18 protein-coding genes are annotated in these 19,287 nt (G+C 54.9%); 5 read left to right on the top strand and 13 right to left on the bottom strand.

The features are described 5' to 3' along the window. Nucleotides 1-35 precede the first annotated feature (35 nt). The 5 genes from ACR0EV_RS19900 to ACR0EV_RS19880 all read right to left on the bottom strand — a co-directional run bounded on the left by ACR0EV_RS19900 (nucleotide 36) and on the right by ACR0EV_RS19880 (nucleotide 4,594). On the bottom strand, nucleotides 36-1,022 hold the full coding sequence (locus ACR0EV_RS19900; protein ID WP_480801699.1) for a zinc-dependent alcohol dehydrogenase family protein: 987 nt from the start codon (nucleotides 1,020-1,022) through the stop codon (nucleotides 36-38). Between the two features lie 79 nt (nucleotides 1,023-1,101). Beyond that, the gene (locus tag ACR0EV_RS19895) at nucleotides 1,102-1,947 is read right to left on the bottom strand and encodes an enoyl-CoA hydratase/isomerase family protein (RefSeq protein ID WP_480801698.1); all 846 of its coding nucleotides are present in this window, start codon (nucleotides 1,945-1,947) and stop codon (nucleotides 1,102-1,104) included. Between the two features lie 91 nt (nucleotides 1,948-2,038). Beyond that, nucleotides 2,039-2,827 (bottom strand): SDR family NAD(P)-dependent oxidoreductase, encoded by a 789-nt coding sequence (locus ACR0EV_RS19890; RefSeq protein WP_480801697.1) that lies wholly within the window; start codon nucleotides 2,825-2,827, stop codon nucleotides 2,039-2,041. Nucleotides 2,828-2,839: 12 nt separating this feature from the next. Beyond that, on the bottom strand, nucleotides 2,840-3,805 hold the full coding sequence (locus tag ACR0EV_RS19885) for an LLM class oxidoreductase (RefSeq protein WP_480801696.1): 966 nt from the start codon (nucleotides 3,803-3,805) through the stop codon (nucleotides 2,840-2,842). A 12-nt stretch (nucleotides 3,806-3,817) separates the two neighbouring features. Continuing rightward, nucleotides 3,818-4,594 (bottom strand): CmcJ/NvfI family oxidoreductase, encoded by a 777-nt coding sequence (locus tag ACR0EV_RS19880; RefSeq protein ID WP_480801695.1) that lies wholly within the window; start codon nucleotides 4,592-4,594, stop codon nucleotides 3,818-3,820. A 107-nt stretch (nucleotides 4,595-4,701) separates the two neighbouring features. Between ACR0EV_RS19880 and ACR0EV_RS19875 the strand changes: the two genes are divergently transcribed. From ACR0EV_RS19875 to ACR0EV_RS19865, 3 genes are all read left to right on the top strand, one after another. Next, complete coding sequence (locus ACR0EV_RS19875; RefSeq protein WP_480801694.1) at nucleotides 4,702-5,613, top strand: LysR family transcriptional regulator; 912 nt, start codon at nucleotides 4,702-4,704, stop codon at nucleotides 5,611-5,613. 878 nt (nucleotides 5,614-6,491) lie between these two features. After that, entirely contained in the window at nucleotides 6,492-7,592 is a 1,101-nt protein-coding gene (locus ACR0EV_RS19870) for an Acg family FMN-binding oxidoreductase (RefSeq protein WP_480801693.1), read from the top strand. Continuing rightward, nucleotides 7,582-8,031 carry a MarR family winged helix-turn-helix transcriptional regulator gene (locus tag ACR0EV_RS19865; protein ID WP_480801692.1) on the top strand — a complete coding sequence of 150 codons (450 nt, stop codon included), beginning with the start codon at nucleotides 7,582-7,584 and terminating at the stop codon, nucleotides 8,029-8,031. The genes ACR0EV_RS19870 and ACR0EV_RS19865 overlap by 11 nt, the downstream gene beginning before the upstream one ends. 38 nt (nucleotides 8,032-8,069) lie before the next feature. Here ACR0EV_RS19865 and ACR0EV_RS19860 read toward each other — a convergent pair whose 3' ends face one another. The 3 genes from ACR0EV_RS19860 to ACR0EV_RS19850 form a co-directional block, all read right to left on the bottom strand. Beyond that, on the bottom strand, nucleotides 8,070-8,780 hold the full coding sequence (locus ACR0EV_RS19860) for a hypothetical protein (RefSeq protein ID WP_480801691.1): 711 nt from the start codon (nucleotides 8,778-8,780) through the stop codon (nucleotides 8,070-8,072). Nucleotides 8,781-8,885: 105 nt separating this feature from the next. Further along, the gene (locus ACR0EV_RS19855; protein ID WP_480801690.1) at nucleotides 8,886-10,058 is read right to left on the bottom strand and encodes an adenylate/guanylate cyclase domain-containing protein; all 1,173 of its coding nucleotides are present in this window, start codon (nucleotides 10,056-10,058) and stop codon (nucleotides 8,886-8,888) included. Nucleotides 10,059-10,184: 126 nt separating this feature from the next. Continuing rightward, nucleotides 10,185-10,685: a CIA30 family protein gene (locus ACR0EV_RS19850; RefSeq protein WP_480801689.1), complete on the bottom strand. Its 501-nt coding sequence runs from the start codon at nucleotides 10,683-10,685 to the stop codon at nucleotides 10,185-10,187. A gap of 92 nt (nucleotides 10,686-10,777) precedes the next feature. Here ACR0EV_RS19850 and ACR0EV_RS19845 point away from each other — a divergent pair, with 92 nt between their 5' ends. Next, nucleotides 10,778-11,140 (top strand): MipA/OmpV family protein, encoded by a 363-nt coding sequence (locus tag ACR0EV_RS19845; RefSeq protein ID WP_480801746.1) that lies wholly within the window; start codon nucleotides 10,778-10,780, stop codon nucleotides 11,138-11,140. A 167-nt stretch (nucleotides 11,141-11,307) separates the two neighbouring features. Here ACR0EV_RS19845 and gyrB read toward each other — a convergent pair whose 3' ends face one another. Together gyrB and ACR0EV_RS19835 are read right to left on the bottom strand one after the other, a co-directional pair. Further along, entirely contained in the window at nucleotides 11,308-13,725 is a 2,418-nt protein-coding gene (gene gyrB / locus ACR0EV_RS19840) for a DNA topoisomerase (ATP-hydrolyzing) subunit B (RefSeq protein WP_480801688.1), read from the bottom strand. Nucleotides 13,726-13,839: 114 nt separating this feature from the next. Beyond that, entirely contained in the window at nucleotides 13,840-14,412 is a 573-nt protein-coding gene (locus ACR0EV_RS19835) for a TetR/AcrR family transcriptional regulator (protein ID WP_480801687.1), read from the bottom strand. A 100-nt stretch (nucleotides 14,413-14,512) separates the two neighbouring features. Between ACR0EV_RS19835 and ACR0EV_RS19830 the strand changes: the two genes are divergently transcribed. Then, on the top strand, nucleotides 14,513-15,079 hold the full coding sequence (locus ACR0EV_RS19830; RefSeq protein ID WP_480801686.1) for a carboxymuconolactone decarboxylase family protein: 567 nt from the start codon (nucleotides 14,513-14,515) through the stop codon (nucleotides 15,077-15,079). Here the strand turns inward: ACR0EV_RS19830 and recF are convergent. From recF to dnaA, 3 genes are all read right to left on the bottom strand, one after another. After that, nucleotides 15,076-16,173, bottom strand: a complete 1,098-nt coding sequence (gene recF / locus ACR0EV_RS19825) for a DNA replication/repair protein RecF (protein ID WP_480801685.1) — start codon at nucleotides 16,171-16,173, stop codon at nucleotides 15,076-15,078. The two genes, ACR0EV_RS19830 and recF, sit on opposite strands and share 4 nt — an antisense overlap. A 59-nt stretch (nucleotides 16,174-16,232) precedes the next feature. Then, complete coding sequence (dnaN, locus tag ACR0EV_RS19820; protein ID WP_480801684.1) at nucleotides 16,233-17,354, bottom strand: DNA polymerase III subunit beta; 1,122 nt, start codon at nucleotides 17,352-17,354, stop codon at nucleotides 16,233-16,235. 225 nt (nucleotides 17,355-17,579) lie between these two features. Beyond that, complete coding sequence (dnaA, locus tag ACR0EV_RS19815) at nucleotides 17,580-18,965, bottom strand: chromosomal replication initiator protein DnaA (protein ID WP_480801683.1); 1,386 nt, start codon at nucleotides 18,963-18,965, stop codon at nucleotides 17,580-17,582. Nucleotides 18,966-19,287 lie beyond the last annotated feature (322 nt).

Genomic DNA, 19,287 nt, shown 5'->3' with positions numbered 1-19,287 from the left:
ACTATCGTCCACTCACCAATCCCAGCGGAACCAGACTACAGCTCTAAAACAACTTTTCCGACCGCAGCTCCGGTTGTAAGGCGCTTGTAAGCTGCGTCGACATTGGTCCATCCGAACTTATGTTCGTCAACAATCGGTTTAAGCCCGCCAGCGTCGACAAGATCTGCCAGCTTCTGCAGGGTTTCACCATGGGTTTGCCGCCCGACATTGTGCATCATCGGGATCAACATGAAGACGACGTGCAGGGACAAGCCTTTGAAATGCACAGGCGTCAAATCGATTTCGACCATAGCGACCGTTGAAGCGACATGGCCGTTGAGTTTTGCAGCTTCGAACGAGTTCGTCATGTTCGCTCCACCCACAGTGTCAAACACCACGTCGAAGCCTACGCCTTCGGTATGTTCAGCCACATAGTCCGCGACTTTTTGGGTCGTGAAATCCACGGGCCGTGCACCCAGACCCTCGATCAACGCCAATTGATCCGAACCGCGACCAGTTGCGGACACGTTGGCACCAAGGTAACGGGCGATTTGGACGGCGACATGGCCAACGCCACCTGCGCCGCCCTGAACCAGCACATTTTGCCCTTCGCTGACACCGGCGCGGGTCAACCCTTCGTAGGCGGTGATACCGACAAGAGGTAACGCTGCGGCTTCTCGCATGCTCAGAGTCTTCGGCTTGTGTGCAATCAGACGGGCGTCCGAGTTGATATACTCTGCCAAGGCACCCGGCAGGTTCATCAATCCACCGGCGCAGCCGTAAACCTCATCACCGGGGGCAAAATCGGTTACGCCTTCACCAATTGCGACAACCGTACCAGCAAAGTCCATGCCAAGCACGGCGGGTAATGCAGGGGACAGGGGCAGGTCTGCTCCCATGCTTCGGATCATTGTGTCGACGGTGTTGACACTGGTCGCGGCCACTTTGACAACCACATGTCCAGAAGTCACGACCGGGTCGGGCATTTCAACACGCTCGAATGGTGCGTTTGGTCCATAGGAGTTTAGAACCATTGTTTTCATTGGGATGTTCCTTTTGCAACGTAGCATCGGGCGCATCGCTTTTTTGCGCACCCGATGGGATCAGCGTTTTGGTGGTTGGTCAGTTGATGTCCTGCACCTGCATCACGAGATCGCCCCATTTGCGCTGGTTTTCGATGTCGTGTTCCAAACCTTGTTCATCCGCGATGGTGAAACGTTTGACGGCCGGAGTTTTGCTGGTGGCCTGATAAAGCCAATAGGCTTCTGCCTTCAGCGCTTCATCAATGGGTTTGTCGATGGATTCATAAACCATCTGCTTGCAGGCATTGATCGATTCCGCCGGGAATTTTGCGATCCGTTCAGCCAGCGCGGTCACATACGGGCCAATTTCATCCGGCTCTAAAGCCTTGTTGATGGTGCCCAGGCGTTCTGCGTCATCCGCGTCATAGTCCTGCGCACTCAGGATGATCTCAAGCGCTTTGCCAAGGCCGGTCTGACGTGCCATGCGCGAGGCGCCACCACCGCAGGGCAGAATTCCCATGCCGACTTCCATCTGCATAAACTTGAACTTACCCCGCGCGGCAAAACGCATGTCGAGCGCCAAGGCCAATTCGTGCCCACCGCCACGTGCAAACCCTTCCAGCTTTGCGATGGTGGCTTGTGGAACTTTGCTTATCCGCTCGCATACTGACTGAAGATCCAGAAGCTGTGCATCCTCGCGGGATACTGCCTCGGTCGACATGTCTTTGAGCAACTCGGTATCGTAGTGGCAGACCCAGATTTCTGGATTGGCAGACTGAAAGATCACGACCTTGGTTTCGCGGTCCCGCTCTAACCGCATGGCCAGACTGTTGAGATCGGCCAGCATTTCCTGGCCTTGAACGTTTACGGAGCCGAAATTGAACGTCACTGTGGCGACGCCGTTTTCAACCGCAACTTCAAAGGTTTGAAAGTTCTCATATTTCATCAGGCAATCCTTTCTTGGGCCTCGACGCGGTGTGCGCGAGGGATAGGGGAGTGTTGAATGTGGCGTGTGTGGCGCTTCCACGCCGCTTTGGTCAGGCCTTCTGGCTGACCAAAACTCTGATTGTGTTCATGACGTCGGCAACATGATCTTCGTTAAGCGCTGCAGCATGCGGGTTAGCGAAAGCGCCGCTATCATTGTCGAAATAGGCACCAGACGCACCAGCGAAGCGCTCACCCAAGGCAGCTTCAATCAGGATAGCCGCGCCAATGCTCATGTCGTTCCCGGATACGCCGAAGCCTTCTTTGACCATTTTTGAGGCCAACAGAGATCCGGGATTTACGGCTACCATGACCGGTGCTTCGGTATGCGACTTGGCCCATTCCTGGGTCCAAATGGTGATGGCCAACTTGCTCTGAGCATAGGCTTCCATATCCGCCATCGGCACATTGCCTTGCATGGCGGTCGTATTTACGGGCGCTTGTGCCGCCGATGACAGATTCACAACGCGACCGTCTTTGGGAATGATCGGCAGCAGCAATTCGGTCAACAGATACGGTGCAAGCGTGTTGACGACAAAGCGGATGTCCTGCCCATTCTCTAGCACGGTTTGCGGGGCTTTCAGCACTCCGGCGTTGTTGATCAAAACATCCAGCTTGTCATGTTTGGCCCGTACACTTTCGGCCAGTTTTTGCACAGCAGACAGATCGCTCAGATCAGCGGCGTAGCTTTCAACGTTCCCGCCGATTGCGGCGGCGGCGCTCTCCAATTTGGGCAAACTGCGCCCATGCAGAAGTACTTTGTGCCCATTGGCGGACAGTTTCTGTGCCGTGAGCAAACCAATACCGTCGGTTGAACCTGTAATGAGAATAGTCTTGGTCATTGGTCTGATCCTCTAGGAAAAGTCAGGCAGCACAACGTCCGCCAAGTGTTTAAGGGTTTGGTCGATTGGGGCCTGATTGAATCTCAGGTTCAGTGCGACGTGATTGACCCCGAGAGCTTCGATCTCACGCAGATAGCTAAGCAAAAATTCGGCGCCGGACTGAAACCCAAGATGGATTGAACGCGGTGGTGCAGCGGGGTCGGCAATGACATCGACATAGAGCGATTGCATAACGGGCTTATCCGGTTGGCCCGCCGCCTTCACGCGTTGTCGGTAATCCGCAATGACTTGCCCTTGGGCCGACGCGTTGCGCGGATAGGTCATCCAACCGTCACCGTTCTGTGCCACCCAATCGGGTGTTTGCTGGCTGCCACCGGTAATGAGCATCGGCAGGCGGGTTCCATGCGGTTTGGGCAACAGGTCAATCCCACCAGATAGCGTACCTTGCGCGTTTTCATGTGTAGGGTAATCCGATCCAACCGCGCGAATGTATTCCACGCTATCGCGGAAACGAGCCCCGCGGTCATCATAGCTTTGGTTCATCGCCGGGTACTCCTCGGGCCGATCACCGGAAGCAACCCCCAACAGCAATCGCCCACCCGAGAGTACATCTGCGGTCGCCGCCGCCTTGGCGACATGGGCTGGGTGACGCAGTGGCAGGATCACACTCGACGTTCCAAGCGCAATCCGGTCCGTCGCCGTTGCCAACGCACCCAGATAAACAAAAGGATCGAAAACCTGTCCCGGATCACCGAAACTGGGCACATTAAACGGAACGTCCCGCAGCCAAAGTGCCGCGAACCCAAGATCCTCTGCATTCTGAGCAGCTTCCAAATGACCTTGCAGCTTCGGTTTTGCGCCGACGGCGTATGGCTCGAGCGGTAACACAAGACCAATGCTCAACCGCCCCGGACGAAACACCCGATTGTAGGCCGTGTTGATCTTCGCAAACTCAGTAGGCTGCCTATCATCCAACATGTCTGTGCCCCTTTAATAACGAACCAAAGTACGGCTCTCGATGCTTTTACGGATGGTTGTAACGTTTGGGTCCTCGACCATGTCGAGCGCGCTATGCGCAATCGAAGGTAGCCCTTGATTGTCATAGATGTTGAAGATCGCGACCTCATCCGGCGTCATCTTGGAACGATAAATCCATTCATGCTTGGGGTTTCCTACCAGCCCCATGACTTGCCCTTTGCGGTCAGGATAGATCAGGTCCAGAAGAACCCAGTCTGACGGGTCAACAGATGACGGATGAACAAAGCCTAGGGGAGCCGAGTTAATTGGATCATCCACAGGACGCCATACATTGATAAAGGCATAGTGACCTTGCGCCCATTCAGCCGCGACTTCATCGCCCAACAGGTCGACGAGCCGCTGTTCAGCCCCCTCCTTACTATAGTCACTATGGACGTTGCGTGCGGGTTTACGCGTCGCGTTCGGGGCATCTACCCGAACCGTATGATCAAAAACCAAAACCTCGCGAACGCCCAACTTGTCCGCAAGCATCGCTGTCAGCTCGGCATCGTATGTCGGTTTCCAAGCCTCACCCGCAAAGTCATTCACCAGCGTTTCCTGAAGCGTGAATTCAACAGCATCAGACGAAAATGAAGTTGAGTTGGTCGCCGCACGGGTATCTGCCAAAGCGACGACGGCGGGGGTCAGCACGGGGGAAACAAGGTTACCAGCAATCCCGCCTGCATCCAGTTCAAAAGCCTGCCGATAGGGCTTGTGAACGTGGTAGTTGACTGTGGCTGTCCGCGTCATCGGCGCCTCCTCTCCAAGCTGTGTTGCATCGGTGAGGGGGATTTAACGCCGATCCAATTGCATATAAACTGCCTATTTATGGATTTATAATTCGGGAATTATATATAATGGGACTTGATACAGACGCGCTGCGATTGTTCGTTATGGCAGCAGAAATGCTGAATATCAGTGCGGCGGGGCGTGCATTGGGTATGGCTCCAGCCGTCTCAAGCGCAAAGCTCGCCAAGTTAGAGCAAAGTCTGGGTTCCGAACTTTTGCACCGTACGACTCGCAAAGTGTCGCTGTCGGTCGAAGGTGCAGATTTCCTGCCTTTCGCCCGAGAGATCATCGCACAGGAGGAGGCTGCACTTACAGCGTTGGGCAAACAAACACCCACCATCCGAGGCACCTTGCGCTTCGCCGCGCCGAGCACCTTTGCACAGCTCTACATAGCGCCGATTGTACCAAAGTTTCTCAAACAGCACCCCGACCTCACACTCGATTTACGCCTATCGGATGTTCAGTTTGATCTGATTGAAGGGAGTTTTGATCTTGCGCTCAGGAACGCGCCGCTTGTCGACACCAGCCTCAAAGGTCGAAAGCTGGCAGATGACCGCCGCATTCTTTGTGCTGCACCTCACTATCTGGAAACGTACGGCACCCCCAAAACACCTGACGATTTGACCAACCACCACCTGATCGCTTTCCAAAATCGCCAACCGCGCCCGCTGACGGGACCAGCGGGCGAAAAAGGGGTTTTCGATCCAGGATCAGCAAAGGGAAAATTGATTATCGATGACGGCCAAAGCCAGGTGTGTGCCACGTTGGCAGGGGCAGGAATTTCTTTGAACGCCCTGTGGAGTGTGCACGAGCATCTGAAATCGGGCCGATTGGCGCACGTCTTACCGAACTTCAATGCCAAAGAGGACAATGTTCTTTGGCTTATCTATCCCAAGTCCAATGTGTTGTCCCCTAAGGTTCGCGTTTTTATGGATTTTCTGATCGAAGAGATTGGCGCGAGACCGCCTTGGGAATTTTGAACCCAAAGTCAGTCAACGGCTTCAAAGTGTCAGCAAGCCAAGGTTTATGAAGACGCTAAACGGACGCGCAATGTAAAATCGTATACGTCTTCTTTGTCCGCAACAGGTGAACTCATAACTCTCTGTGTATTGTCCTCACAGCGAACAACTGCTTTCGCGGGCCGCACCGCACCATTTCATTAATGTAGTCGAAATTCCGCTTTGGTCCGGTCAGACTGATCCTACAACCTGTGTAGGTATGCTCATAATGCTGCGCTTCCTTCACTGATTTCATTGAAGAAGACCTTGAGTTTTCGCCCATAGATTTGCACGGTGTTTGCGCAAAACTTTGCACGATTAGCCCAAAAGCCTGCACTCCAACTCGAAAGCACTCTGGCCTCTGTCCTTAGGTGCCCGAAAAAGTGACCCAAAGCCAGCGCCTAACAGCTTTTAGCGCATCTTAGGCAGCATGTCTCAATGCTGGGTTGCAGAAAAAATACTAAAGGCTATCGACGACAAACCTAAACCGATGTCCGGCTCAAGACACCAAATACTGCGCAGCTGTCTAAGCGATTAGCGAAGGTCGACCGGATGTCGACCCTGTGAACGTCATCGAGCACAAAGGCTCCAAGCCAAAGCTATGCTTTGTGGGATACTCAATAAGCAACGCCTTAATAGCCTCCGATCTTCTCGTGCTCGTTCTTTAAGCGTCTATAAGAACTGATTGTTTTAACATCCCTAGCACCCCGAATACTTGTCGGACACGGTAGTCCGCAATGGCGCCCGGCTGTTCTAGTTTTCTTTTCTCCAAGTCATAAAACCAGTCAACGCATCCATCGAGGTTGATTTAATACGATTTCGTATTATTTAGTTCGATATCGTACTATTGGAGACTCAAGATGCCAAATCGAAGACGTTTTCTCAAGATTCTAGGCGGAGGCACAATTCTGGCGGCAACGGGCGCGGTCGCGTTCCTCGCTACACGCACGCCGCATGACGCGTTGGCTCCGTGGACGCCAAAACCGTATGACGACCCACGCAAGGCTGCTTTGTCCTACGCAATTCTCGCCCCCAATCCACACAACTTGCAACCTTGGCTGGTCGAGTTCGTTGGGCAAGACAGGGTGCGCATCCACCGTGATCCTAATCGCGAGCTTCCGGAAACCGATCCTTTCCACCGCCAGCTCTATATTGGCCTTGGTGCATTTGTTGAGACGATGGTACTGGCAGCAGGTGCTCTCGGGTTTGATACCGAGGTCAAATTGCTGCCAGATGGGGATGAAGGGCCTATTGCAGAAGCAGTGTTTGTACCTGGAGGGGCAACCGATCCACTTTCAGATCAAATCCTCAACCGACATTCAAACAAAGAACCGTATACTGAACAGCGGCTGTCCGAGGCGGAATTGTCGGTCCTTGAAGACTACGCCACTCTGATAACCGACGAAGATTTAGTGGCCCGTATTCAAGACCTTACGAAACGCGCTTTCGAAATCGAAATGCGAACACCGCAGACCTTGAAAGAATCCGTTGACCTCATGCGGATCGGGAAAGCAGAAATCAACGCCAACCCGGACGGGATTGAATTACGCGATCCGTTTCTGGAAACGCTGCGACTTACTGGCCTATTGGACAATGAGACCCTGATGAACGTTGACCACCCAGGCACTCAGTCACACATGCGAGGCTACTTCGCCATGCTAGACGCGACGCCGCAATACGCTGTTCTCACGACAGCCACAAATACGCGAAGCGATCAACTCAATGCCGGGCGCCAATTGATGCGTTTTTGCTTGAAGACAACCGAAATGGGCCTGGGCGTTCATCCGGTTAGTCAGGCGCTTCAGGAGTATCCTGAAATGGCCGATGAATACGCTCTCGCGCATGAGCTTCTTGCGTCACCGGGCCACACGGTGCAAATGTTGCTGCGTTTGGGGTATGGACCCGAGCCAATTGCTACACCCCGCTGGCCGCTGGAGACACGAATTCTGAATGAAGCCTGAAGATGAGACCAACGAAGTTTACCGGTTCTTCACCGAGGTCGGGATCATCAACCAGCTGATCTCGACCAAGCTTGAAGCGTTCTTACCTGGCAGAATGACCGCAACCCAATTTGGTATATTGGGCCACCTGGTCCGGCGCCCCGAGGGGGAAACGCCACTACAGCTATCGAACGCTTTTCAAGTGCCTAAGACGTCGATGACGCACATGCTCGCGAGCCTTGAAAATCATGCTCTGATTAACCTTGAAACCAACCCCAATGACAAGCGTTCGAAAATAGCCCGGTCCACGTCGCAAGGCGCGGAGTTTTTGAAAGCTTGTACCGAGCGGATGTCGGAATCCCTGGATCCAGTTTTGACCGAACTCGGTTCAGGTCCGTTTCACAATTCGCTGCCGCATCTGACGCTCATACGCGAAGCTTTGGATAGCGAACGGGACTAGACAAAAACTAGTATTGGCCAGAATACGAAGCCAAATTCTCAGAACATCATGCAATCTCCGCCCGGCGGCAGCGGCGGTGATCCTTCAGGTAAGGTGGGCGTGTAGTCAAATGTCACAATCTTCGCGCCGCCGTCGAATGCCACGAACAGTTGGTTAGATCCCGGCCTAATGGCGATGCCTTCCGGGTCAGTTCCGAATTCCAACAGACTTTGCTGGGCGAGCAGTTGGCCATCTGCCGTGAACTCATACAGGCTGTTTGACCCTTCCCAGTCATCAACAATCAACATGTGACCGGTGCGTGGGTCAATCGCAATGCCTTGTGCCTCGCTTAACGGGGGAGAGAGCTTCATGGTATCCAACCTCGCCGTCAATGCACCCTCTGAAGTGAACCAAGACAACCGTTCCGGGTCATCTTCTACGGTCACGATCTGCCCCTGGGCATTGATCGCGATGCCTTCGGTATCCGCAAAACCACCTTCAAGTTCAAAGGGTGCTCCTAAAGTGACTCCTTCTTTAGAGACACGTTGAAGACGGCCGAGACCATCACCCAGTAACAAGTGATCCCCTTCAACAGCAATTGCTTTGATCCGAAAGAGATCGCTGGATATTCGGCGCAACTCATCCCCTTGCAATGTAACGAGAATTGCTTCGGGCCCCTCGTTGGCAATCCACAAGCCACAAAACGTTGGATCGTAGTCAAGGCTTGCGGGTTGGTTGAGCTCGTAGCGCCCAGTTTCGCGAAGCTCCAATGCCGTGGCCGGAGAAGCCCCAGCGCAGATCAATAAGGCTATGGTTCTTGCAAACACTCAGGATGCTCCCGGAAAGGTATGTTGTTTTAAAAAAACTATACCTGATTATTGCGCCCCTTCAGTGAGAAAGAACAGTTCAATGGGTTGAGCAAGGCCACGTATTTCGTGATCCCCACAGCTAACGAACATGTTCGGCGCAGCACTTGCAACGGCTGACGTCGCCAACACCCTCTGACCAATTGATTTTGTTAAGTTTTCAATTCGGCTTGCGACGTTCACCGCACCACCCAAAACCGTAAAATCAAGCCTGCCGGGGCTGCCGATGTTACCGTAGCTGACCTGCCCAACGTTGATCCCAATTCCAATGTCCAAGGGCGGTTTGTGGAACTCGTCTCGTCTAGTGTTGAGAGCTTTCAAACCACTCAGCACACTCTGCGCTGCAAGAGCCGCCATTCTGCAACGGTCGGCATGGTTTTTTTGAGCTTCAATAGTGAAGATCGACAGGATGCCATCACCCATGAACTTGAGGACGTCTCCACCGTTGTCTTCTACGGCTTTGACTACCAGATCAAAATAGTCGCTGAGCGTGTCGAAGACTTCTTCTTCCGAAGAGGTTTCGGAAAGTGCCGTAAAGCCTCGCAGATCAGAGAACATAACCACGGCATCCAGAGTTGTTCGCTCACCGCGCTTGATGTTGCCGCTCCAGACTGCCTCGGAAGGCCCATCTCCTAAATAGGTTCGAAGTAGACCTTTAGACGATTTTCGCATCGTCACAGGTTCCAGAGCGGAAGAAAGGGCAGGTAAGACCGCTTCAATCAGCCTTAGATGTTCCGGCGAGAATCCATCCGGCGCCTGTGTAACGAACGTACAACCATGCAGCGATCCATCACCGTAATAAAGCAAAGTAGCGTAGTAGTCGGTGCCGCCTTGCTCTGCAAATTCCAAATAGGATGAATGCTCTGTTTCTGAGTCCAGTTGCTGGAGACTTTTGTGAAGCGGCTTTCTATTCGCCAGAATATACTCGAATGAGCTCCCAACATAACCATCCGTCAACGTCGTCTCATGTGTGACATCGTAGCTGTCGGTGCCGTTGGGCGTCCAAACCACGCCCCAAGCAATAAGCAGTGGATTGGCAAAGCGCTGGCCAATGTTTGCTCGCCACAGCGGAACTCCGGCTTCGACCAAGGAAGAACAAAACTGTGACACCACCTTTACGGGATCGCCGGAGCGACGACCTTCTGTAATCATCCATTCGGTTAGTCGAGTGACTTCTTCCATGTACCCAAGTTAGTCGCTTGCAAAGGATGAGCAAAGACTACTGGAATTGCATTGTCGCTTACATTTATTGAGCCGCCTGATCTGATTGGTTCAACAGAAGATTGTAGCCCCTCGCTTGGGCGAACTTCAGTAGAATCCAATCTCGCTGACGTCTACGCGGGCCTCGTGATCGCGCCCGTAGGCTACAACTCCAAGTGAGGTGATTGCGTCCGCAACAGGAATAGCGCGCAATATGGCGCCAGAAGCCTTGAAACCTGACAGAGGCAAATAGACTTCGGTCCAGCCTTCAGAAGTTGCGAAAGCGGCCTGATAGTATTGCCACGGAAGCACCGTGCCGCGTGTTCTGAGGTGAACGAAATATTGCTCACCGTTCCCCCGTACCAATAATCTGACGCCTGATACACCCTCATCTGGCCGGTCAGACAACTTGCGCCGGAACTGGATGAAGCCGCCGTTATTGTCCGTACTGACGGTTCCGGTCAGCCGCGCGAATGCAACATCACCTTCCGAAGGAAACTGCACCTGATCTGAGGACACTCCTCCCATGACGGTGTCGGCAACGTAGTCCCAACGTGTCTCCGGAGACTTGGAAAAGTCTTCAGTCAGTTTTTCATCAGCCTGAGCCATTGTGCATCCGATGATAACAAGACCTGAAACAAGCCCAATGAAGTTGGCACGCATATTGTTCCGTCTCAGTTCAACACCGCAATGGAAAGGTTATACGCTATGGTGCTGTCGGCCATCAGAGCCTCGTTGGAGAACTCTCCGCTTTCTATATTCTGAAGCCTTACGAGAAGCTCGCGCTTCGCATCGGACCACGGCTGACTTTCGGCAGCGGCCAGTACAACCGCACCTACTTTGGTGTTTCCGGAGCCGAGGCTAAAGCCTCAGATTTCCGTGCATTTGCGCCGTCAAGTGGCCTTACTAGCACCAGCATCGATCTGATCGGAACCTACCAGTTAGGATCAGACTGGTGGATTGAAGTGAACGCCCGTTATGAGCGATTCAGCGACGATATCGCACGTTCGCCAAGTGGACTTTCTGCGCGTCGCAGACCTTCGCGAGAATCCAAGGCTCCTTAGGGAGGCCCTTTGCGGGATTGAGCAACGCAAAGGGCCATAACCGCAACGACTAAGCCAAAAACTGATTGAATTCATCGCTTAGGCAAACAATCGCGCAGCGCAAAACTATGGGCGAACTACGCAAACTTATGGGGTGCGCGAAGTCTTATGCGCAAACCTACAACCTGTCAGAAATCAAGATTCTCCACGCTCAGGGCGTTCTTCTGGATGAATTCCCGGCGTGGCTCGACAACGTCGCCCATGAGCTTGGTAAATAGATCATCTGCTTCAACCATGTCATCGACGCGGACTTGCAACAGCGTGCGGGCATCCGGGTCAAGCGTGGTTTCCCACAACTGGTCGGGGTTCATCTCACCCAAACCTTTGTAGCGTTGCAGCGACAGGCCCTTTTCGCCTTCTTCCAGAATGGCGCGCAGCAAATCCAGCGGCCCGTGGATAACCTGAGACCGGTCGCGGCGAACCAACGTTGCAGGCGTGTTGTACACTTCTTGCAGGCTTTGGGTGAAACTGCCGGTCTTACGCGCCTCGCCCGAGCGCAGCATCGGGCCATCCAGCGTACGCACCTCTTCCACACCCCGAAGGATACGGGCCAAACGGATACCGTGATCCTGTGTGATCCGGCCTTGCCAACCGCGCTCATATTCCAGCGCGATCAGGTCCAGTCGGGCTGCAACCTTGTCAGCCACGCCCTGCAGGTCGGCATCAACCGCACCCGGAACGAAGGCCCCGGCGACGGCGGCCTGTTCCAGAATATGGCGCGGATAGTGCGTCGGGAAAGCGTCCAGAACACGCTTCAATTGACGCGCTTCGTCCACCACCCGCGTGAGGTCTTGGCCGATGATTTCTTCACCCGAGCCAAGTTTCAGCACAGCGCCCTCGACGCCCTGATTGATCAGGTAGTCATCCAGCGCTGCCTGATCTTTCAGATAAACCTCTGATTTACCTCGAGAAACCTTATAGAGAGGCGGTTGGGCGATGTAGAGATACCCACCCTCGATCAGTTCCGGCATCTGCCGGTAGAAGAAGGTCAGCAACAGCGTCCGGATGTGTGCACCGTCCACGTCGGCGTCGGTCATGATGACGATCTTGTGGTAGCGCAGCTTTTCGATGTTGAACTCATCGCGACCAATACCAGTGCCCAGCGCCATAACCAGATTGCCGATTTCCTGCGACGACAACATCCTGTCAAACCGGGCGCGTTCCACGTTCAGGATTTTCCCGCGCAGGGGCAGAACAGCCTGAGTCAGACGATCCCGGCCTGTTTGCGCGGAACCACCCGCCGAGTCCCCCTCGACCAGAAAGACTTCGGTCTTGGACGGGTCTTTCTCCGAACAATCCTTCAGCTTACCGGCCAGATAGTTCACATCCATCGCCGTCTTGCGGCGGGTCAACTCGCGAGCCTTACGCGCAGCCTCACGGGCCAGAGCGGCCTCAATGATCTTGCCAACGATGCCCTTGGCTTCATTGGGGTTTTCTTCAAACCACTCGGCCAGTTTTTCGTTCATCAGGCTTTCGACCGCAGGTCGCACCTCGGACGAAACCAGTTTGTCTTTGGTCTGGGACGAGAATTTCGGATCCGGTACCTTCACCGACAGCACGCAGGTCAGACCCTCACGCGCGTCGTCCCCTGTAAAACTGACCTTTTCCTTCTTTGCGATCCCGCTGGACTGCGCATAGTTGTTGATCGTCCGGGTCAGAGCGCCCCGGAATCCGGCGACATGCGTCCCGCCATCCCGCTGCGGGATGTTGTTGGTAAAGGGCAGAACCGTCTCGTGATAGCTGTCATTCCACCACATCGCGATTTCAACGCCGATGTCATCCCGCTCGCCCTTGATATAGATCGGCTCAGGCATGGCCGGGGTCTTGGACCGGTCCAGATATTTGACGAATTCCTTGACGCCGCCTTCATAGAACAGCTCGGTTTCCAACCGCTCGGCAGGGCGTTCATCAATCAGGATGATCCGTACACCCGAGTTCAGGAAGGCCAGTTCGCGCAGACGCTTTTCCAGCGTGTCGAATGAGTATTCGAGGTTCGAGAACGTGTTGGTCGAGGCCAGAAACCGCACCTCAGTCCCAGTGCGATCCCCGCATTCGTCAACGACTTTCAGATGTTCCGCCGTTTCACCACCTTCGAACCGCGCGACGTGCTCTTTACCAGCCCGCCAGATGCGCAATTCCAGCCAGTCGGACAGAGCGTTCACGACTGAAACGCCCACACCGTGCAAACCGCCCGACACCTTGTACGAGTTGCTGTCGAACTTCCCGCCCGCATGCAGCTGGGTCATAATGACTTCAGCCGCTGAAACACCCTCTTCCGGGTGAATATCAACAGGAATTCCGCGCCCGTTATCACTGACCGATACGCTGGAATCCGCATGGATTTTCACGGTCACATGGTCAGCATGACCCGCCAAGGCTTCATCGATCCCGTTGTCGACCACCTCATACACCATGTGGTGCAGGCCCGAGCCATCATCCGTGTCCCCGATATACATGCCGGGGCGCTTTCGAACAGCCTCCAACCCTTTGAGAACCTTGATGGAATCTGCGCCGTATTCTTGAGGAGCCTGTGCGTCTTCGGACATTCAGTCAGTACCTATATTATTTTGGTAACTTATACGTTTTCTGGTGGGGAATGTCACGCGATCCCCCAAGATTTTGTGTTTGCGAGGGTCGTTTTTTGCCTGCTGGTTACAGGCTCACAAGCGATCAATGTCAGCGGCGATATCCGCAGCGATTTCATCTGCGTCGACATCCTCGCGCTCTGCCGACAATCGCAACCCAAGAATGTCAGACTGATACCGCGCCGCCAGTCGATCCGGGTCATGTTCAGACCGAATTTCACCAGCATTCTGAGCGCTTCGGAACAGCTCAGCAAAACACGCTTTCATCTCAGTCATGTGCCGCGCAGCTTGATCTGCAAGATCGTGATCTTTCGCCTGCAACTCCGCATATGTCCTTGCCAACATGCAGGCTTTCGTCGGGTTTTCGACCGCTTCAATCACCAAACGGGGCTGCGCTTTCAACGCCCCTTTAGGCCCCAACTTTTCCGCCAAAGCCTTTAGACGCTTTACGCCCTCTTGCGTGTAGCTTTCCAACGTCAGCGCATAAAGCGCGTCCTTCGATCCGAATGCCGCATAGAAACTACCGGGCTTCAGCTTCAGCTCCCGCTCCAGATCCTTGAGCGAGGTTCCGGCCCAGCCCTGACGCCAGAAGATGTCCTTTGCTTTCGCGATCAGTGCATCACGATCATATGCGGGTTTCCGAGGCATCAGCATCACCAATTCTTGAACGATCACTCAAATATATACTTGAGTGATCACTCAAGAAACCCTAAATACGACTCATCGCGCCAGAAACAGGAGTTCCGACATGGCCAATTTCCCGTCTCACGACCTCGAGTCCGCCCCTGAAGGGTCAAAACCGCTTCTTGAAAAATCGCAGGCCGCATTTGGCCGCTTGCCAGGTCTGCACAAGGTGATGGCCGAAAGTCCCCAGCACCTGGAAGGCTATCAGGTTCTGCACGGCCTCTTCCTGCAGACCGATTTCGACAATGATGAGAAAACCGTTGTCTGGCAGACCATCAACGTGGAAAACGAATGCCACTACTGCGTGCCCGCGCACACCGGTATCGCCAAGATGATGAAAGTCTCGGACGAAATCACCGAGGCACTGCGCAATGAAACTCCGCTGCCTACAGCCAAGCTCGAGGCACTGCGCACCTTCACTCTGCAAGTGATGGAAACACGCGGCAACCCGACCGAAGAACAGCTGCAGGCGTTCTTTGACGCGGGCTACTCGCACCGCGCGGTTCTGGATGTGGTGTTGGGTCTGGCACAGAAAACCATGTCGAACTACGTCAATCACATGGCCAAAACCCCGGTCGACGAAGTTATGCGTGGCTTCCTGTGGGAACGTAAAGTCAGCGAACCGGCCTAAGCGGTCACGACCGAGCCCTCATCCCCTTCGGTGACAACCACCGTCTGTGCCCGGTCCCCCAATTCAGCAAACAACTCAGGCCCGGTACCCGTCATCCAGGCCTGAGCACCCAGAGCGCAAATTTCCTCATAAAGCGCCGCGCGCCGATCTGCGTCCAGATGGGCAGCCACTTCGTCCAACAGAACAATCGGAGGCGCCCCAACCATCTCTGCCAGTGCCCGCGCATTCGACAAAATCAAAGACACAAGCAACGCCTTCTGCTCACCGGTCGAACAATCCTTGGCCGGAACGCCTTTGGCAGCAAACACCCCATACAGGTCTGACCGATGCGGCCCTACCAAAGTCCGACCCGCCGCCAGATCCCGGAATCGGCTCTCATTCAAGGCGTCACGCAGATCCTCTGCTGTCTCAGGCATCGCACCTTCAGTCTGGACCAGCTCCAGCTCAGCCGAAGGAAAAGCCGTCTCCGCCCGATCCTGCGCGGCGCGCAGATGATCCAACGCCGCAACGCGAGCGGCATGTATGCGATGCCCGGACTCGGCCATCTGACCCTCAAGGGCCGCATACCAATGGGCATCCCGGACCTGCTCTTTCAGTAAACGATTCCGCTCGCGCATGGCTTTTTCATAGATCAAAGATGCTTCGGCATGGGCTGGGTCAAAACTCAGCGCGATACGGTCCAGAAATCGCCGCCGCCCTTCAGCTCCTTCGATCCAAAGCCGATCCATCGAAGGGATCAGCCAAACAACCCGCGCCAGTTTCCCCAGTTCAATCTGGCTCGTGGTTTTTTCGTCAATCCGAACCTGCCGCGCCGCGCCGCCCTCGGACCAGGTTTCCACCTCGTAACGCTGCCCCTGCGCATCCAATATCCCCGACAGCTTCCACCCCAACGCCTCAGGCCGTCGTGTCATCTCAGCCGCGCTTGCCCGACGCATACCACGACCGGGCGAAAACAAAGATACCGCTTCCAGAATATTGGTCTTGCCAGCCCCATTGGGCCCGTGAATCGCAACCGGCCTCCCGTCCAGCGACAGGCGCGCCAGTTTGTGAGACCGAAAATGCGAGACCGTAAGCTCGGTCAGGGCCAATCCCATGACCCCTCCCTTCATCTTTTCAAAAATACTCCCGCCGGAGGCGTCGCGCGTCAGCGCGATCAGACGCGCATCGGCATCACAACGTAAACCGCGCTTTGATCATTGCCTTCACGCATCAGGGTCGGATCACCTGCCGAATTGAACAGGAACACAGCGTTTTCACGATCGACCTGAGATGCAATCTCCAGCAGATACTTGGCGTTGAACCCGATCTCCAACCGCTCGTCTCCATACGCGACGGCCAGTTCTTCTTCAGCCGCACCGCTATCCGGAGCGTTGACGGACAGGACCAACTTGTCGCCATCCAACTGAAGCTTGACCGCACGCGACCGTTCTGAAGACACTGTCGCGACCCGGTCTACGGCCTGCGCAAACTCGGCAGCATCGACCTCAAGCTTGCGGGTGTTTCCTTGCGGGATGACGCGTGTGTAGTCGGGGAAGGTGCCGTCGATAACCTTCGAGGTCAGGGTTATATCCGGCGTGGCAAAACGCACTTTGGTTTCGCTGACCGAAACAGCAATATCCATCTCGTCATCGTCCAGCAGCTTGCGCAGCTCGCCTACGGTTTTGCGTGGCACGATCACACCCGGCATATCTGCGGCCCCGTCCGGCAGATCCGCATCAATACGCGCCAGACGGTGGCCATCGGTGGCAACGCAACGCAGCACTTTACCGCCATCCGAGCCGTCAGCGACATGCATGTAGACACCATTCAGATAATACCGGGTCTCTTCGGTCGAGATGGCGAATTTCGATTTGTCGAACAGCCGACGCAGCAGCGCCGCTGACGCGGTGAAATTCGACTGATATTCCGAGGACGCCATAACCGGGAAATCCTCTTTTGGCAGCGTCGCCAGCGAGAAGTTCGACCGGCCTGCTTCAACGGTCAATCTACCAGCCGCGCTGTCTGCTGTGAGGGTCACCAATGCCCCGTCCGGCAGTTTGCGCACGATTTCATGCAAAGTGGTCGCTGCAACCGTGGTCGCCCCGGCTTTCTCGACTTGCGCAGGGGCTTTGTCGACCACTTCGATGTCCAGATCAGTGGCGCGGAATTGGGCCACATCGCCCTCGGCCTCAATCAAAACATTCGCAAGTATGGGTATGGTGTTGCGCCGTTCCACAACGGATTGGGCCTGCGAAACGGCCTTGAGAAGGGTGCCGCGTTCAATGCTGATCTTCATACCCTCAGTTCCTCTGACTTGCGTACCGACATGGGCGGGACTGGCACGTTAGCGGTTCCACCCTGAGGCACAAGGATTTTTTACGGATTTCTGGGTTGGAAAGCCCGTAGCGTCAAGGGCATCGTGCCCGACAAGCCTCAGTTCTGGTCCAACCGTGGATTAATGCGCACAAGAAAACACCCCGGACGCAAAGTTCCGGGGCGTTTGCTTCATGAAAAGCGCAGATCAGGCTTCCAGCGACCGCCGTAGCATTTCAACATCTTCAGCGATCTGACCATCGGTCAGCTTCAGTTCCTCGATGCGCTTCACACCGTGCATGACCGTTGTGTGGTCACGCCCGCCAAAACGGCGGCCAATCTCAGGCAGCGACCGACTGGTGAGCTGCTTGCACAGATACATCGCAACCTGACGCGGGCGCGCGTATGACCGCAGGCGTTTGGGGCCGATGATGTCGGACAGTCGAATATTGTAATACTCGGACACTTTCCGCTGAATCTCTTCAACGCTGATTTTGCGTTCCGAGGCGCGCAGGACATCGGCCAAACAATCCTGTGTCAATTCCATATCGATTTCGCGGCCCACCAGCGATGCGAAGGCGAACAGACGGGTCAGAGCGCCTTCCAGAACGCGGACATTGGTCGAGATGCGGTGGGCCAGAAACTCCAATACACCGTCAGCAATCGCCAGATCAGGATAGGTGCTGCTGTACTGCTGTACCTTGTTCTGCAGAATGCCCAGGCGCAGCTCGTAATCGGTCGGATGCAGGTCGACGACCAAACCGCATTGCAGGCGCGACTTCACACGGTCTTCCAGATCCTTGATCTCACCCGGCGCGCGGTCGGCGGAAATGATAATCTGCTTATTCTGATCCACCAGCGCATTGAAGGTGTGAAAGAACTCTTCCTGAGTTGAATCCTTACCCGCGATGAACTGCACGTCATCCACCATCAGCACGTCAACCGACCGGAACAGGTGTTTGAAATCCATCATCCGGCGTTCGCGCAGAGCCTGAACAAAACGGTACATGAATTGTTCGGCGGACAGGTAGAGCACATTCAGTTCAGGATGCTTGGTTTTCAATTCCCACGCGATCGCGTGCATCAGGTGGGTCTTACCCAAGCCCACGCCGCCATACAGCACCAGCGGGTTGAATGTGACCGGACCCCCTTCAGACACACGGCGCGCAGCGGCATGTGCGAGTTCGTTGGGTTTGCCGACAACAAAACTGTCAAACGTAAAACGGACGTCCAACGGTGCAGCCTGCAACGACTCGAGCGCATCCTGAGCACCCTCGGTCACCGGCGCGGCCACAGGATCTGCGCGCACCTCGGGAGCAGCTTGTACAGCAGGCTTCGGACGCGCAGGCGAATTTGCAGGAACCCGGAAATCCAGCCGCTGCACAGTTTCCCCTGCTGTGTTCAATTCATACAATATCAGATCTGCAAAGTTCTGGCTGACGTAGTTGCCCACAAAATTGGTCGGCACGGAAAAAACCGCCACACCGTTTTGCAGCTCTTTAAATTCCAAAGGCTCGATCCAGGTGGTGTAGTTGTTCCGACCAACAGCCTTTAGCAACTTGTTTCGAAGTAGTCCCCATTTCTCTTGTGTCATTCAGCGCCTCACGCATCCCATTCTTATTGGCCTGTCGGCCTTATTCATACGAATCCGGTCACCCGGTTATGGATTCACGCACACAAAGGTATCCCTGCGCCAAAACCTGCCCGGTTTGGCGGGATGTCTTTCGAATGCGCACGTGTCCCGTAAAACGCCCGGAAATAAGTGAGCGTCCGGTAAACCGGGTTGCACGTCGCACTCTCAATTTTTAGACAGGGCCGAGAAGACCGGGTTGACCCCGGGTTTCACGGCAGATCGGCAGCCTGGCGTCAGCCAGTCGTCGCCCACTTCCTCAAGTCGACCTGATGCCCGTCAGTTC

Source organism: Ruegeria sp. CF8 (assembly GCF_056537285.1).
The sequence above is the reverse complement of the archived record's forward strand: the minus strand, read 5'-3'. Positions and strand labels throughout refer to the sequence as shown.